1 protein-coding gene is annotated in these 16,270 nt (G+C 75.6%); it reads left to right on the forward strand.

Translation table 11 applies throughout. The annotated features are described in order from the left end of the window. Positions 1 to 17: 17 nt before the first annotated feature. A complete protein-coding gene (locus tag S1361_RS34015) occupies positions 18 to 16,232 on the forward strand; it encodes a type I polyketide synthase (protein WP_208035698.1) in 16,215 nt (5,404 codons plus the stop codon). Positions 16,233 to 16,270 lie beyond the last annotated feature (38 nt).

Here is a 16,270-nt window from a genome sequence, read left to right on the forward strand (position 1 = left end):
CACCACGGAGGACGGATATGTCGGGCCCGGACGACCAGATCGTCAACGCGCTGCGCGCCTCCCTCAAGGAGAACGCGCGCCTGCAGCAGGAGAACGGCAAACTCGCGGCGGCCGCTGCCGAGCCCATCGCCATCGTCTCCATGGCCTGCCGGTACGCGGGGGGCATCCGCACCCCCGAGGACCTGTGGCGGGTGGTGACCGACGGCACGGACGTCTACACGACGTTCCCGGAGGACCGCGGCTGGGACCTGGAGGGGCTCTACCATCCCGACCCGGACAACCCCGGAACGACGTACGTCCGCGAGGGCGCCTTCCTGCACGACGCCGGCGAGTTCGACGCCGCGTTCTTCGGCATCTCGCCCCGTGAGGCCCTCGCCATGGACCCCCAGCAGCGCCAGCTGCTCGAAGTGTCCTGGGAGACCCTGGAACGGGCCGGCATCGACCCGCACTCCGTGCGCGGCAGCGACACCGGCGTCTTCGCCGGCATCGTCCACCAGGACTACGCCCCCGACCTGAGCGGCCACGAGGGCTACCTCAGCCTGGAGCGGGCCCTCGGCACCGCGGGCGGTGTCGCCTCCGGCCGGGTCGCCTACACCCTCGGCCTTGAGGGGCCCGCGGTCACCGTCGACACCATGTGCTCCTCCTCCCTGGTCGCCATCCACCTCGCCATGCAGGCGCTGCGCCGCGGCGAGTGCTCCATGGCGCTCGCCGGCGGCTCCACCGTGATGTCCACCCCCGGCGGCTTCGTCGGCTTCGCCCGCCAGCGCGGCCTCGCCTTCGACGGCCGCTGCAAGTCCTACGCCGCCGCGGCCGACGGCTCCAGCTGGGCCGAGGGCGTCGGTGTCGTCCTCCTCGAAACGCTCTCCCAGGCCCGGGAACGCGGCCACCGCGTACTCGCCGTCATCCGCGGCTCCGCCGTCAACCAGGACGGCGCCTCCAACGGCCTCACCGCCCCCAACGGCCCCTCCCAGCAGCGCGTCATCCGCAAGGCGCTGGCCGGCGCCGGACTGACCACCACCGACGTCGACATGGTCGAGGGCCACGGCACCGGCACCGTCCTCGGCGACCCCATCGAGGCCCAGGCCATCCTCGCCACCTACGGCCAGGACCGCCCCGCCGGACAGCCGCTGCGGCTGGGCTCCGTCAAGTCCGTCATCGGCCACACCCAGGCCGCCTCCGGTGTCGCCGGCGTCATCAACATGGTCCAGGCGCTGCGCCACGGCCTGATGCCGGCCACCCGGCACATCGACGCCCCCACCCCGCAGGTCGACTGGTCCTCCGGCGCCGTGGAACTGCTCACCGAGGCCCAGGAGTGGCCCGACACCGGCCGCCCGCGCCGGGCCGGCGTGTCCTCGTTCGGCGCCAGCGGCACCAACGCCCACCTGATCCTGGAACAGGCGCCCGACGAGGAGGCACCGGCGCCCTCCGCGACGGACGGCGGTGCCGTACCGCTGGTCGTGTCCGCGGCCTCCGCCGCCTCCCTCACCGGGCAGGCCGGCCGGCTCGCCGCCTTCCTGGAGGCCGAACCCGGCACCCCGCTCGCCGCCGTCGCCGGCACCCTCGCCACCCGGCGGGCCGTCCTCGGCGAACGCGCGGTCGTGGTCGCCGAGACCCACGACGAGGCCCTGGCCGCCCTCACCGCCCTCGCCCGCGACGAGCAGGCAGCCGGTACCGTCCGGGGCGCCGCCACCGCGGCCGGCGCCGGCAAGACCGTCCTGGTCTTCCCCGGCCAGGGCACCCAGTGGATCGGCATGGGCCGCGAACTGCTCGACTCCTCACCGGTGTTCGCCGCCCGGATCGAGGAGTGCGCCCGGGCCCTGGACCGCTGGGTCGACTGGGACCTGGAGGCCGTGCTGCGCGGCGAGACCGACACCGACCTCTCGACCCGCGTGGACGTCGTCCAGCCGGCGAGTTTCGCGGTGATGGTCGGCCTGGCCGCCGTATGGGCGTCCGTGGGTGTCGTACCGGACGCGGTGGTCGGCCACTCGCAGGGCGAGATCGCCGCCGCCTGCGTGGCCGGCGCGCTCACGCTGGACGACGCCGCCCGCATCGTCGCCGTGCGCAGCCAGGTCATCCGCGGCCGGCTCGCCGGGCTCGGCGGCATGGCGTCCGTCGCGCTCACCGAGGAGGACGTCACCGCCCGGCTGGAGCGGTGGGCCGACCGCGTCGAGGTCGCCGCCGTCAACGGGCCCGCCTCCGTCGTGATCGCCGGTGACGCCGAGGCCCTCGACGAGGTCCTGGACGCCTTCGAGGACCAGGGCGTGCGAGTGCGCCGCATCGCCGTGGACTACGCCTCGCACAGCCGGCACGTCCAGGCCGTGCAGGAGGCCCTGACCGAGGCCTTCGCGGACATCCGCGGCCAGGCGCCGGCGATCCCGTTCCTGTCCACCGTGACCGGCGAGTGGGTCCGTGAGGCCGGCGTCCTCGACGGCGGCTACTGGTACCGCAACCTGCGCCGCCAGGTCCGCTTCGGCCCGGCCGTCGAGACGCTCCTCGCCGAGGGTCACACGGTGTTCGTCGAGTCCAGCGCCCACCCCGTCCTCGTCCAGCCCGTCACCGAGATCGCCGACACCGCCGACGCCACCGACGCCGTCGTCACCGGCTCCCTGCGCCGCGACGACGGCGGCCTGCGCCGCCTGCTCACCTCCATGGCCGAGGTCTTCACGGCCGGCGTCCCCGTCGACTGGAGCGGCGTCCTGCCCGAGGCCGCCCGCACCGCCCACGCCGACCTGCCGACGTACGCCTTCGACCGCCGCCACTACTGGATCCGGCTCACCGCGAACGGCGGTGACGCCGCCTCCCTGGGGGTGACCGGCAGCGACCACCCGCTGCTCGGCGCCGTCGTCCCGCTGCCCCAGACCGACGGGCTGGTCTTCACCTCCCGCCTCTCGCTGCGCACCCACCCCTGGCTCGCCGACCACGCCATGCAGGGCGTGGTCATCGTGCCCGGCACCGTCTACGTCGACCTCGCCGTCCGCGCCGGCGACGAGTTCGGCTGCGGCACCCTCGAAGAACTCGTCATCGAGGCACCCCTGGTCCTGCCCGAACAGGGCGGCGTCCGCGTCCAGGTCGCCGTCGGCGGCGCCACCCCGAACGGCTCCCGCACCGTCGACGTGTACTCGCTGCGCGAGGACGCCACCGACGGCGAGGGCCACGGCGAGTGGACCCGGCACGCCACCGGCCTGCTGTCCGGCAGCTCCGCGCAGTTCACCGCGCCCGCCGTCGACTACGCCGCCTGGCCGCCGCCCGGCGCCGAACCCGTCCCCATCGACGACTTCTACACCGCCCTCGTCGCCCGCGGCTACGCCTACGGCCCCGCCTTCCAGGGCCTGCGCGGTGTGTGGCGGCGCGGCGCGGAACTCTTCGCCGAGGCGGCCCTGCCGCAGGACCACCGGGAGAACGCCGACAAGTTCGCCATCCACCCGGCCCTGCTCGACGCCGCCCTGCACACCAACGCCTTCGCCAACCCCGACGACGACCGCAACGTGCTGCCGTTCGCCTGGAACGGGCTCGTCCTGCACGCCGAGGGCGCCACCGCGCTGCGGGTCCGGGTCGCGCCCGCCGGGCCCGACGCCCTGTCCTTCCAGGCCGCCGACGAGACCGGCGCCCTCGTCCTCACCATGGACTCCCTGGTGTCCCTGCCGGTCTCCGCCGAGCAACTCGGCGCCGCGGCCGGCACCCACCGCGACGCCCTGTTCGCCGTCGACTGGGTGCACCTGCCCGCCGCCGAAGGCGTCACCACGGCGCCCGCCTGGGTGACCGTCGCCGACGCCGACGACGTCACCGCGCTCACCGCCCGCGACAGCGCCCCCGGCGCCGTGATCCTCGACGCCGACAGCGACGGGGCCGACGCGCAGGCCCTCACCACCCGCGTCCTGCGCGTCCTCCAGGCCTGGCTGGCCACGCCCGGACTGGAGGCCGCCCGGCTGGTGGTGGCCACCCGGGGCGCGGTGGCCGCGGGCGGCGACAGCGCGGTCACCGACCCGGCCGGCGCCGCCGTCTGGGGCCTGGTCCGCGCCGCCCAGGCGGAGAACCCCGACCGGGTGATCCTGGTCGACCTCGACCCGGCCGCCGCCACCGGCGCAGGCCCCGTCCTCGCCCAGCTCCTCGCCGCCGCCGAACCCCAGCTCGCCGTGCGCGGCACCGCCCTGTCCGCGCCACGCCTGGTCCGCGCCGAGACGCCGGACACGGGCGCTTCGACCGGCACGGAGCCGCCCGCGGACGACGCCGCTCGGGCTGCCGCGGCCGGTACGGGGGAGCCCGCGGACGACATCGCTCGGGCTGCTGGGGCCGGTACGGGGGAACCTGCTGACGGCACCGCTCGGGCTGCCGCGGCCGGCACGGAGCCGCCCGCGGACGACGCCGCTCGGGCTGCCGCGGCCGGCACGGAGCCGCCCGCGGACGACGCCGCTCGGGCTGCCGTGGCCGGTACGGGGGAGCCCGCCGACGACACCGCCGCCGCCTTCGACCCCGACGGCACCGTCCTCGTCACCGGCGGTACCGGCTCGCTCGGCGGGCTGGTCGCCCGGCATCTGGTCGGCCGGCACGGCGTACGGCACCTGGTGCTGGCCGGCCGGCGCGGCCCCGACGCCGACGGCGCCGCCGAACTCACCGCCGAGCTGACCGGCCTCGGCGCCACCGTCTCCGTCGTCGCCTGCGACGTCTCCGACCGGGACGCGGTCGCCGCGCTGCTGAGCGCCGTACCGGCCGAGCACCCGCTGACCGGCGTGGTGCACCTCGCCGGCATCCTGGACGACGGTGTGATCAGCGCGCTCACCGAGGAGCGGATCGCCGGGGTCTTCGCCCCCAAGGCCACCGCCGTACGACACCTGGACGAGCTGACCCGCGAACTCGCCCCCGCACTGCGCTCGTTCGTGGTGTTCTCCTCCGCCGCCGCCCTCCTCGGCTCCGCCGGACAGGGCAACTACGCGGCCGCCAACGCCTACCTGGACGCCCTGATGGCCCACCGCCGCGCGGCCGGCCTGCCCGGCGTCTCCCTCGCCTGGGGCCTGTGGGAGCAGAGCGAGGGTCTGACCGCCCACCTCAGCGAGACCGACCAGGCCCGCATGAGCCGCGGCGGCGTCCTCGCCCTCACCCCCGAGGAGGGCCTCGCCCTCCTCGACACCGGCCTGCGCGCCGACCGCGCCCTGCTGGTCCCGATCAAGCTGGACCTGCGCGCCCTGCGCTCCGACGCCGCCGGAGGCGCTGCCGTGCCGCATCTGCTGCGCGGCCTGGTCCGGGCCGGCCGGCGCTCGGCCCGGGCCGCGGCCGGCGACGGCAGCGGCCTGCTGCGCCGTCTCGCCGGTCTCGCCGAGGACGAGCAGGAAGCCGTCCTGCTGGGCATCATCCAGGCCGAGGCCACCGCCGTCCTCGGCTTCAGCGGACCCGAACTCGCCCAGGGCACCCGCGGCTTCGGCGACATCGGCTTCGACTCGCTCACCGCGATCGAACTGCGCAACCGGCTCTCCGCCGCCACCGGCGTCAAGCTGCCCGCCACGCTCGTCTTCGACTACCCGACCCCGGTGGCGCTCGCCCGTCACCTGCGCGAGGAGCTCGGCGAGAGCGCGGCCGGTGCCGCCGCGCCCACCGTGGTCGCGACCGACCCGGACGAGCCCATCGCCATCGTCGGCATGGCCTGCCGGCTGCCCGGCGGCGTCACCGACCCGGCCGGCCTGTGGCGGCTCGTCACCGAACGCCGGGACGGCATCACGGAGTTCCCCGACGACCGCGGCTGGCACCTGGACGAGCTGTTCGACGCCGACCCCGACAAGGCCGGCACCTCCTACGTCCACAAGAGCGGATTCCTGCACGGCGCGGCCCAGTTCGACGCCGAGTTCTTCGGCATCGCCCCCCGCGAGGCGCTGGCCATGGACCCGCAGCAGCGGCTGCTGCTGGAAGCGACCTGGGAGGCCCTGGAGAACGCCGGCATCGACCCCGGCTCGACCCGCGGTGCCGACATCGGCGTCTTCTCCGGCGTCTCCATCCACGACTACCTGGAGTCCCTCAGCAACATGCCCCCCGAGCTGGAGGGCTACGTCACCACCGCGACCGCCGGCAGCGTGGCCTCGGGCCGGGTGTCGTACGTCTTCGGCTTCGAGGGCCCCGCGGTCACCGTGGACACCGCCTGCTCCTCCTCCCTGGTCGCCATGCACCTTGCCGCACAGGCGCTGCGGCAGGGCGAGTGCTCCCTGGCGCTGGCCGGCGGTGTCGCGGTGATGGGCTCGCCCATCGGCGTGCTCGGCATGTCCCGGCAGCGCGGCCTCGCCGCCGACGGCCGGGTCAAGGCGTTCTCCGCCGGCGCCGACGGCACGATCCTCTCCGAGGGCGTCGGCATCGTCGTCCTGGAGCGCCTGTCGGAGGCCCGCCGCAACGGGCACCAGGTGCTGGCGGTCGTCCGTGGCAGCGCGGTCAACCAGGACGGCGCGTCCAACGGGCTCACCGCCCCGAACGGTCCCTCGCAGCAGCGGGTGATCCGCCGGGCGCTGGCGGCGGCCGGACTGTCCGCGACGGACGTCGACGTGGTCGAGGCACACGGCACGGGCACGGCGCTCGGCGACCCCATCGAGGCCCAGGCCCTGCTGGCCACCTACGGCCGCGACCGTGGACAGCCGCTGTGGCTGGGCTCGTTGAAGTCCAACATCGGCCACACGCAGGCCGCCGCCGGAGTCGCCGGTGTGATCAAGATGGTCCAGGCGCTGCGCCACGGCGTCCTGCCCCCCACCCTGAACGTCACCGAGCCGACCCCGCAGGTCGACTGGTCGGCGGGCTCCGTCGAGCTGCTGACCGAGGAACGGGAGTGGCCCGAGACCGGCCGCCCGCGCCGGGCCGGCGTCTCCTCCTTCGGTATCAGCGGCACCAACGCCCACCTCATCCTGGAACAGGCACCGCAAGAGCCGGCCGCCGCACCGGTGCCGCACGACGGTGTGGTGCCGCTGGTGGTGTCGGCGGCCTCCGAGCGCTCGCTGGCCGCGCAGGCGGAGCGTCTGGCCGCGTTCGCGGGCGACACGGACGCGTCCCTGGCGGACGTCGCGGCCGCCCTGGTGACACGCCGGGCCGTCCTGTCCGAGCGGGCCGTGGTCGTCGCCGGCAGCCGGGAGGAGGCGGTGGCCGGGCTGGCCGCGCTGGCCCGCGGTGAGTCGGCCTCCGGACTGCTGACCGCTGCCGGGGGAGCGGCCGGGCGGACGGTCCTGGTCTTCCCGGGGCAGGGCTCGCAGTGGACCGGCATGGGCCGGGAGCTGCTGGAGACCTCCCCGGTGTTCGCCGAGCGGATCGCCGAGTGCGCCCGGGCCCTGGAACCGTGGACGGACTGGGACTTGACGGCCGTGCTCCGCGGCGAGGCGGACCCCGACCTCGTCGCACGCGTCGACGTGGTCCAGCCGGCGAGCTTCGCGGTGATGGTCGGCCTGGCCGCCGTATGGGCGTCCGTGGGTGTCGTGCCGGACGCGGTGGTCGGTCACTCGCAAGGTGAGATCGCGGCTGCGTGTGTGGCCGGTGCGCTGTCGCTGGAGGACGCGGCGCGGATCGTCGCGGTGCGCAGTCAGGTGATCGCCGGGGAGCTGGCGGGCCGGGGCGGCATGGCCTCCGTGGCGCTCCCCGAGGCCGAGGCGGCCGAACGCATCGCCCGATGGGACGGCCGCGTCGAGGTCGCCGCCGTCAACAGCCCCTCCTCGGTGGTGATCGCCGGTGACGCCGAGGCGCTGGACGAGGCGCTCGCCGCGCTGGAGGCCGACGGCGTACGCGTGCGCCGCGTCGCGGTGGACTACGCCTCCCACACCCGCCACGTCGAGGCGATCGAAGGCGCGTTGGCCGAGGCCTTCGCCGACATCCGCGGCCAGGCGCCGCTGGTGCCGTTCCACTCCACCGTGACCGGCGAGTGGGTGCGCGAGGCGGGTGTCCTCGACGGCGGATACTGGTACCGCAACCTCCGCAGCCAGGTCCGCTTCGGCCCGGCCGTCGAGGCGCTCCTCGCCGAGGGCCACACGGTGTTCGTCGAGTCCAGCGCCCACCCGGTCCTCGTCCAGCCGGTCAGCGAGATCGCGGACGGGACGCGGGCGGACGTGGTGGCCACCGGCTCCCTGCGCCGCGAAGAGGGCGGGCTGCGGCGGCTGCTGACGTCGATGGCCGAGGTGTTCGTCCAGGGCGTCGCCGTGGACTGGACCGGTGTGCTGCCCGAGGGCGCCGGCGACATCCACGTGGACCTGCCGACGTACGCCTTCGACCACCGCCACTACTGGCTGAAGACCGCTCCCGCGACGGACGCGGCCTCGCTCGGCCAGTCCGCCGCCGACCACCCCCTGCTGGGCGCGGTCGTCCCGCTGCCCCAGTCCGACGGGCTGGTCTTCACCTCCCGTCTCTCACCGCGCACCCACCCCTGGCTGACCGATCACGTCGCCGGTGGCGCGATCGTCGTCCCCGCCACCGGCCTGGTCGAACTCGCCCTGCGCGCAGGCGAGGAGGCCGGCACCCCCACCCTGGACGAGCTGACCGTCGAGACGCCGCTGGTGCTGCCCGAGGAGGGCGGCATACGCGTGCACGTCGCCGTCGGCGGCCCCGGCGACAGCGGCGCCCGCACCGTCGACATCTACGCGGCCGGCGAGGACCCCGAGCCCGCCGCATGGACCCGGCACGCCACCGGACGGCTGTCGCCCGCCCCGCTCACCCCGCCGGAGGCGAGCGCCGACCTGACCCTGTGGCCGCCCACCGGCGCCCGCCCGGCCGACGCCGACGAGCTCTACGCCGACCTGCTGCGCCTCGGCCACCCGCTCGGCCCCGCCTTCCGGGGCGTACGGGCGCTGTGGCGGCGCGGTGACGAGGTCTTCGCCGAGGTGGCGCTGCCCGAGGAACAGCGGGCCGGCGCCGAGCGGTTCGGCATCCATCCCGCGCTGCTCGACGCCGCCGTGCAGTCGGGGCTGCGGCACGCGGCCACGGCCGACCCGGACGGTACCGGACAGCGGCTGTGGCAGCCCGCCGCGTGGCAGGGGCTCACCCTGCACGCCACCGGCGCGACCACGCTCCGCGTGCACCTAGCGCCGGCCGGCGCCGGCCGGCTCGCGCTGGAGGCCGCCGACGAGGCCGGCGGGCTCGTCCTGACCCTGGACGCCCTCGGATTCCTGCCGGTCTCCGCCGACCGGCTGACGGCCGTCTCCGGTGACAGCGGGCACTCGCTGTACCGAGTGGAGTGGACGGAACTGCCCGCGCCCTCCGCAGAGGCGCGGCAGGCCCCGCAGTGGGTGCCGCTGTTCCACGCGGACGAGGTCGAGATCCTCGCCGGCACGGCGACCGGCCCCGTGGTCGCCGTGGTGGAGGCCGTGACCCCCGACGGCGGCCCGGACGCCACCGCCGCCGACGCCCTGTCCCAGGCCAACCGGATCCTGGCCATGCTCCAGGCCTGGTTCGCCGCCCCCAGCCTGGAGGAGTCCCGGCTGGTGGTCCTGACCCGGGGCGCCGTGCCCGCCGGCGGCGACGGCGCGGTGACCGACCCGGCCGGCGCGGCCGTGTGGGGTCTGGTCCGCGCGGCCCAGGCGGAGAACCCCGGCCGGATCGTCCTGATCGACACCGACACCGACCCGGACATCGCCTACGGCACCGCCGTCGAACCGCTCCTCGCCACGGTCCTCGCCTCCGGCGAGCCGCAGGTGGCGGTGCGCGGCCCGCTGCTGTCGGTGCCGCGGCTGGTCCGGGCGCCCGAGAGCGAGCCGGTGGTGGTGTTCCGTCCGGAGGGCACGGTGCTCGTCACCGGCGGCACCGGTTCGCTGGGCGCGCTGGTGGCCCGGCACCTGGTCGAGCGGCACGGCGTGCGGCACCTGGTCCTGGCCGGCCGGCGCGGTGCCGAGGCGGAGGGCGCCACCGAGCTGGCGGCCGAACTGGCCGAGCTGGGTGCGGAGTCGGTGGACCTCGTGGCCGTGGACGTGTCCGACCGCACCGCGGTGGCGCGGCTGCTGGACTCCCTTCCGGCGCTCACGGGCGTGATCCACACGGCCGGCGTCCTGGACGACGGCGTGATCGGCGCTCTCACCCCCGAACGGATGGCGGCCGTCTTCGGCCCGAAGGCGCACGCAGCCGCCCACCTGGACGAACTCACCCGCACCCGGGACCTGGCCGTCTTCGCCGTGTACTCCTCCGGTGCCGGCCTGTTCGGCTCGGCCGGCCAGGGCAACTACGCCGCCGCCAACGCCTACCTCGACGGCCTGATGGCCCGCCGCCGCGCCGCCGGACTCCCGGCCGTGTCGCTGGCCTGGGGCCTGTGGGAGCAGAGCACCGGCCTCACGGCCCACCTGAGCGCCACCGACCAGGCCCGCATGGGCCGGGGCGGGGTCCGCGCCCTCACCCCCGAAGAAGGCCTGGCCCTCTTCGACACGTCCCTCGGCGCCGAACAGGCCCTCGTCGTCCCGATCAAGCTGGACCTGCGGGCGGCCCGGGCCGACGCGGCCTCCGGCGGCACGGTCCAGCCCCTGATGCGCGGCCTGATCCGGGTCACCCGGCAGGCCGCCCGGACGGCCACCGCGGACCGCAGCGGCGGCGGCCTGGCCGACCGGCTCGCCGGACTCGCCCCGCAGGAGCAGGAGGCGCTGCTCCTGGACGTGGTCCGTGGCCAGGTCGCCACCGTCCTCGGCCACGCCGGGGCCGACCAGATCAAGGCGGAGAAGGCGTTCAAGGACGCCGGCTTCGACTCCCTCACCTCCGTCGAACTGCGCAACCGCATCCGGGAGGCCACCGGCCTCAGCCTGCCCACGACCGTCGTCTTCGACTACCCGACCCCGCTCGCCCTCGCCCGCCACCTGCACAGCCACTTCGGGCATGTCACCACCGCCCCGGCCGCCCCGGCACCGGCCGCCGCCACGGCCGACCCCGGCGAGCCGATCGCCATCGTCGGCATGGCCTGCCGGCTGCCCGGCGGCGTCGACAGCCCCGAGGACCTCTGGCAGCTGGTGGCCGAGGGCCGGGACGCCATGTCCGGCTTCCCGTCCGACCGTGGCTGGGACCTGGAGGGCCTGTTCGACTCCGACCCCGGACGCGTCGGGACGTCGTACGTCGACCAGGGCGGCTTCCTCTACGACGCCGGCCTGTTCGACGCGGGCTTCTTCGGCATCTCCCCGCGCGAGGCGCTGGCGATGGACCCGCAGCAGCGCCTGCTGCTGGAGACCTCCTGGGAGGCGCTGGAGCGGGCCGGCATCGACCCGCTCTCCCTGAAGGGCACGGACGTCGGCGTGTTCTCCGGCGTGATGACCCAGGGCTACGGCTTCGGCGGCGAACTCCCGCCGGAACTCGCCGGGTTCACCGCCACCGGCTCCGCGGGCAGCGTGGCCTCCGGCCGGGTGTCGTACGTCTTCGGCCTGGAGGGCCCCGCGGTGACCGTGGACACCGCCTGCTCCTCCTCCCTGGTCGCCATCCACCTCGCCGCCCAGGCCCTGCGAGGCGGCGAGTGCTCGATGGCCCTGGCCGGCGGCGCCACCGTCCTCGCCAACCCGTACACCTTCGTGGAGTTCTCCCGCCAGCAGGCCCTCTCGCCCGACGGCCGGTGCAAGGCCTTCTCCTCGTCCGCCGACGGCACCGGCTGGGCCGAGGGCGCGGGCGTCGTCGTACTGGAACGCCTCTCCGAGGCACGGCGCAAGGGCCACCGGGTCCTCGCGGTGCTCCGCGGCAGCGCCGTCAACCAGGACGGCGCGTCCAACGGCCTGACCGCCCCGAACGGGCCCTCGCAACAGCGCGTCATCCGCAAGGCCCTGGCCGGCGCCGGGCTGTCGGCGTCCGAGGTGGACGCGGTGGAGGCGCACGGCACGGGCACCGTCCTCGGCGACCCGATCGAGGCCCAGGCCCTGCTCGCCACCTACGGCCAGGACCGTGAAGAGCCGCTGTGGATCGGCTCGGTGAAGTCCAACATCGGCCACGCCCAGGCCGCCGCCGGTGTCGCCGGGGTCATCAAGACCGTCGAGGCGCTGCGGCACGCGGTCCTGCCTCCCACCCTCCACGTCGACCGGCCGTCGACCGAGGTGGACTGGTCGGCGGGCGCGGTCGAGGTGCTCACCGAGGCACGCGAGTGGCCCGAGACCGGCCGCCCGCGCCGGGCCGGCGTCTCCGCCTTCGGCGTCAGCGGCACCAACGCCCACGTGATCCTGGAACAGGCCCCCGAGGAGCCGGCCGCGGCACCGGTGGCGCCGGCCGACGGCGTGCTGCCGGTGGTGGTCTCCGCGCGGAGCACCGGCGCGCTCGCCGGACAAGCCGCACGGCTCGCCGGGTTCGTCCGGGACACCGGGGCTACCCCGGCGGCCGTCGCCGGAGCGCTCGTCGCCCGGCGCGCGGTGCTGTCCGAACGCGCCGTAGTCGTCGCCGGCTCGCGCGAGGAGGCGGTGTCCGGTCTGACGGCGCTCGCCGCCGGCGAGTCCTCGCCGATCGTGGTCACCGGCTCGGAGAACACCGGCGGCACGGTCTTCGTCTTCCCCGGCCAGGGCTCGCAACGCCTCGGCATGGGACGCGAGTTGTACGACCGCTACCCGGTCTTCGCCCGGGCCCTGGACGAGGCCTGCGCCGCCCTGGACGCGCAGCTCGCCGGCTGGGCGGACCACCCCGTCAAGGACGTCGTCTTCGGCGAGGTCGGCAACGCGGGCGGCGGCCTGCTCGACCAGACGGTGTTCACCCAGGCCGGTCTCTTCGCGGTGGAGACGGCCCTGTTCCGGCTCGTGGAGTCCTGGGGCGTACGGCCGGACGTGGTCGCCGGGCACTCCATCGGCGAGGTCGTAGCGGCCCATGTGGCCGGGGTGCTGTCGCTTGCGGACGCGGCGGCGCTGGTCGCGGCGCGCGGCCGGCTGATGCAGGCCCTGGCGCCGGGCGGCGCGATGATCGCGGTCGCCGCCACCGAGGCGGAGATCGAGGAGTACCTCGGCGCGGGCGTCGACCTCGCCGCGGTGAACGCCCCCGGCTCCGTGGTCCTCTCCGGTGACGAGGGAGCCGTCGTGGCCGTGGCGGAGAAGCTGCGCGAGCAGGGCCGCCGTACCAAGCGGCTCACCGTCTCGCACGCCTTCCACTCGGCACTGATGGAACCGATGCTGGCCGGCTTCGCCCAGGCCCTGGCCGGGCTGACCTGGAACGAGCCGACGATCCCGGTGGTGTCCAACGTGACCGGCCGGCTCGCCGAACCGGGCCGGCTGACGGACCCGGCGTACTGGGTCGACCACGTCCGCCGCCCGGTCCGCTTCGCCGACGGCATCGCCGCCTCCGACGGCTCGGTGTTCCTGGAACTCGGCCCCGGCGGCGCGCTGAGCGGCGCCATCGCGGAGTCGGCCGGCGAGGACGCGGTGAGCGTTCCCGCGCTGCGCGACGACCGCGGCGAGGCCCGGACCCTGCTGCTGTCCGTCGCCGAGCTGTCCGTCCGCGGCGCGAAGGTCGACTGGGCGGCCACCCTGCCCGAGGGCGCCACCGAGGCCCACGTGGACCTGCCGACGTACGCCTTCGAGCACCAGCACTACTGGCTGCACATGGCTCCCGCCACCGACGCGGTCGCCCTCGGCCAGAGCACGGCCGACCACCCGCTGCTCGGCGCGGTCGTGGAGGTCCCCGAGACCGGCGGGGTCCTGTGCACCTCCCGGCTGTCCCTGCGCACCCACCCCTGGCTCGCCGACCACGCCGTCGGCGGAGTCGTCCTGGTACCCGGCACCGGCCTGGTGGAACTCGCCGTGCGCGCCGGTGACGAGGCCGGCTGCGGAGCGCTGGACGAACTCGTCATCGAGGCACCCCTGGTGGTGCCCGAGCAGGGCGGGGTCCGGGTCCAGGTCGCCGTCGGCGGACCGGACGCCGAGGGCCTGCGCAGCGTGGCCGTCTACTCCGCCCGGGAGAACACCGCCGGCGAGATCGGCACGGACGCCTGGACCCGCCACGCCACCGGCACCCTGACCGCGGCGACGCCGGACACCCCCGCCTTCGACACCACGGACTGGCCGCCGGCCGGCGCCGAACCCGTCGACCTCGACACCACCGCCTTCTACGCCGACCTGGCCGGCCACGGCTACGCCTACGGCCCCGCCTTCCAGGGTCTACGCGCGGTGTGGCGGCGCGGCGAGGAGATCTACGCCGAGGTGGCCCTGCCGGACGAGCAGCGCGACGAGGCGGCCCGGTTCGGCCTGCACCCCGCCCTGCTGGACGCGGCCCTGCACACCGACGCCTTCGCCCAGCCCGACGACGGACACAACGTCCTGCCGTTCGCCTGGAACGGCGTGGCCCTGCACGCCGCCGGCGCCGCCGCCCTGCGGGTGCGGATCGCACCGCGCGGAACCGACGTGCTCTCCCTCGTCGCGGCCGACGACAACGGCGGTCTCGTCCTGACCGTCGACTCGGTCACCTTCCGCCCGGTGGACGTCGACCAGCTCGACGCCGCCGCGACGGCGGACCAGGGCCGCGACGCCCTGTTCGGCGTCGCCTGGACCGAACTCCCCGCGCCCGCCACGACGTCGGCGCCCACCTGGACGCGGGTCACCGGCGCCGCCGAGGTCACCGCGCTGAAGGGCGAGGTGCCCGACGCCGCAGTCCTCCAGCTCCAGGGCTCCGGCGACGGCGACGAGGAGGCGCTCGCCCGGACCGCCGCCGCGCTGGAGGTCGTGCAGGCCTGGCTCGCCGACGCCGAGTTCGAGGACGCGCGGCTGGTGGTGGTGACCCGGGGCGCGGTGCCCGCGGGCGGCACCGCCGCACTGACCGACGCGGCCGGCGCGGCCGTGTGGGGTCTGGTCCGCGCGGCCCAGGCGGAGAACCCCGGCCGGTTCGTCCTGCTCGACCTGGACCCGGCCACCGACACACCCGCCGTCGAACCGCTCCTCGCCACGGTCCTCGCCTCCGGCGAGCCGCAGGTGGCGGTGCGCGGCCCGCTGCTGTCGGTGCCGCGGCTGGTCCGGGCGCCCGAGAGCGAGCCGGTGGTGGTGTTCCGTCCGGAGGGCACGGTGCTCGTCACCGGCGGCACCGGTTCGCTGGGCGCGCTGGTGGCCCGGCACCTGGTCGAGCGGCACGGCGTGCGGCACCTGGTCCTGGCCGGCCGGCGCGGTGCCGAGGCGGAGGGCGCCACCGAGCTGGCGGCCGAACTGGCCGAGCTGGGTGCGGAGTCGGTGGACCTCGTGGCCGTGGACGTGTCCGACCGCACCGCGGTGGCGCGGCTGCTGGACTCCCTTCCGGCGCTCACGGGCGTGATCCACACGGCCGGCGTCCTGGACGACGGCGTGATCGGCGCGCTGACACCCGAACGCCTCGCCACGGTCTTCGCACCCAAGGTGAGCGCCGTACGGCACCTGGACGAACTGACCCGCACCCGGGACCTGACGGCGTTCGCCCTCTTCTCCTCGGCGTCCGGCCTGTTCGGCTCGGCAGGCCAGGGCAACTACGCGGCCGCCAACGCCTACCTCGACGCGGTCGCCCACCAGCGCCGGGCCGCCGGCCTGCCCGCCACCTCCCTCGCCTGGGGACTGTGGGAGCAGACCAGCGGCATGACCGCCCACCTGGGCACCGCCGACCAGGCCCGGATGAGCCGGGGCGGAGTCCTGCCCATCGGCCCCGCCGAGGGCATGCGGCTCCTCGACGCGGCCCTGGACACCGGTGAGGCGCTCCTCGTCCCCATCAAGCTCGACCTGAGGGCCCTGCGCGCCGACGCGACGGCGGGCCGCACCGTGCAGCCCCTGCTGCGCGGCCTGGTCCGCACCGGCCGCCAGCAGGCCCGCGCCACGGCCGGGGACGGCACCGGCGCACTCACCCGCCGGCTCGCCGGACTCGCCCCGGCCGAACAGGAGAACCTGCTCCTGGACCTCGTCCGCGGCCACGTCGCGACCGTCCTCGGCCACGCCGGGGCGGAGCAGGTCGGCCCCGAGACGGCGTTCAAGGACGCCGGGTTCGACTCGCTCACCTCCGTCGAACTGCGCAACCGGCTCCGCGAGACCACCGGACTCAAACTCGCCGCCACCGTCGTGTTCGACTACCCGAACCCGCTCGCTCTGGCCCGCCATCTCCACGCGGAACTGGGCACCACCAACGACGCCCTGTCACTGGTGCACGAAAAGATCGAGGACATCGAGTCGCTGATCGCCGGACTGCTTTCCGACGAGTCCAAGAAGGCCGACATCGTGCTTCGCCTCCAGGGCCTGGTCGCGAAGTGCAACGGAGCGGTCGAGGAGACAGAGGGTTCCGCGGTCGCGGAGCAGCTGGAATCCGCCTCCGCCGATGAAGTCCTCGACTTCATCAACGACGAACTCGGAATCGTCTGACCGTCACCCTTTCGCGGACCGTCAAACCCTCGGTGAGG

Source organism: Streptomyces cyanogenus, from assembly GCF_017526105.1.
GTDB classification, from domain to species: Bacteria; Actinomycetota; Actinomycetes; order Streptomycetales; family Streptomycetaceae; genus Streptomyces; species Streptomyces cyanogenus.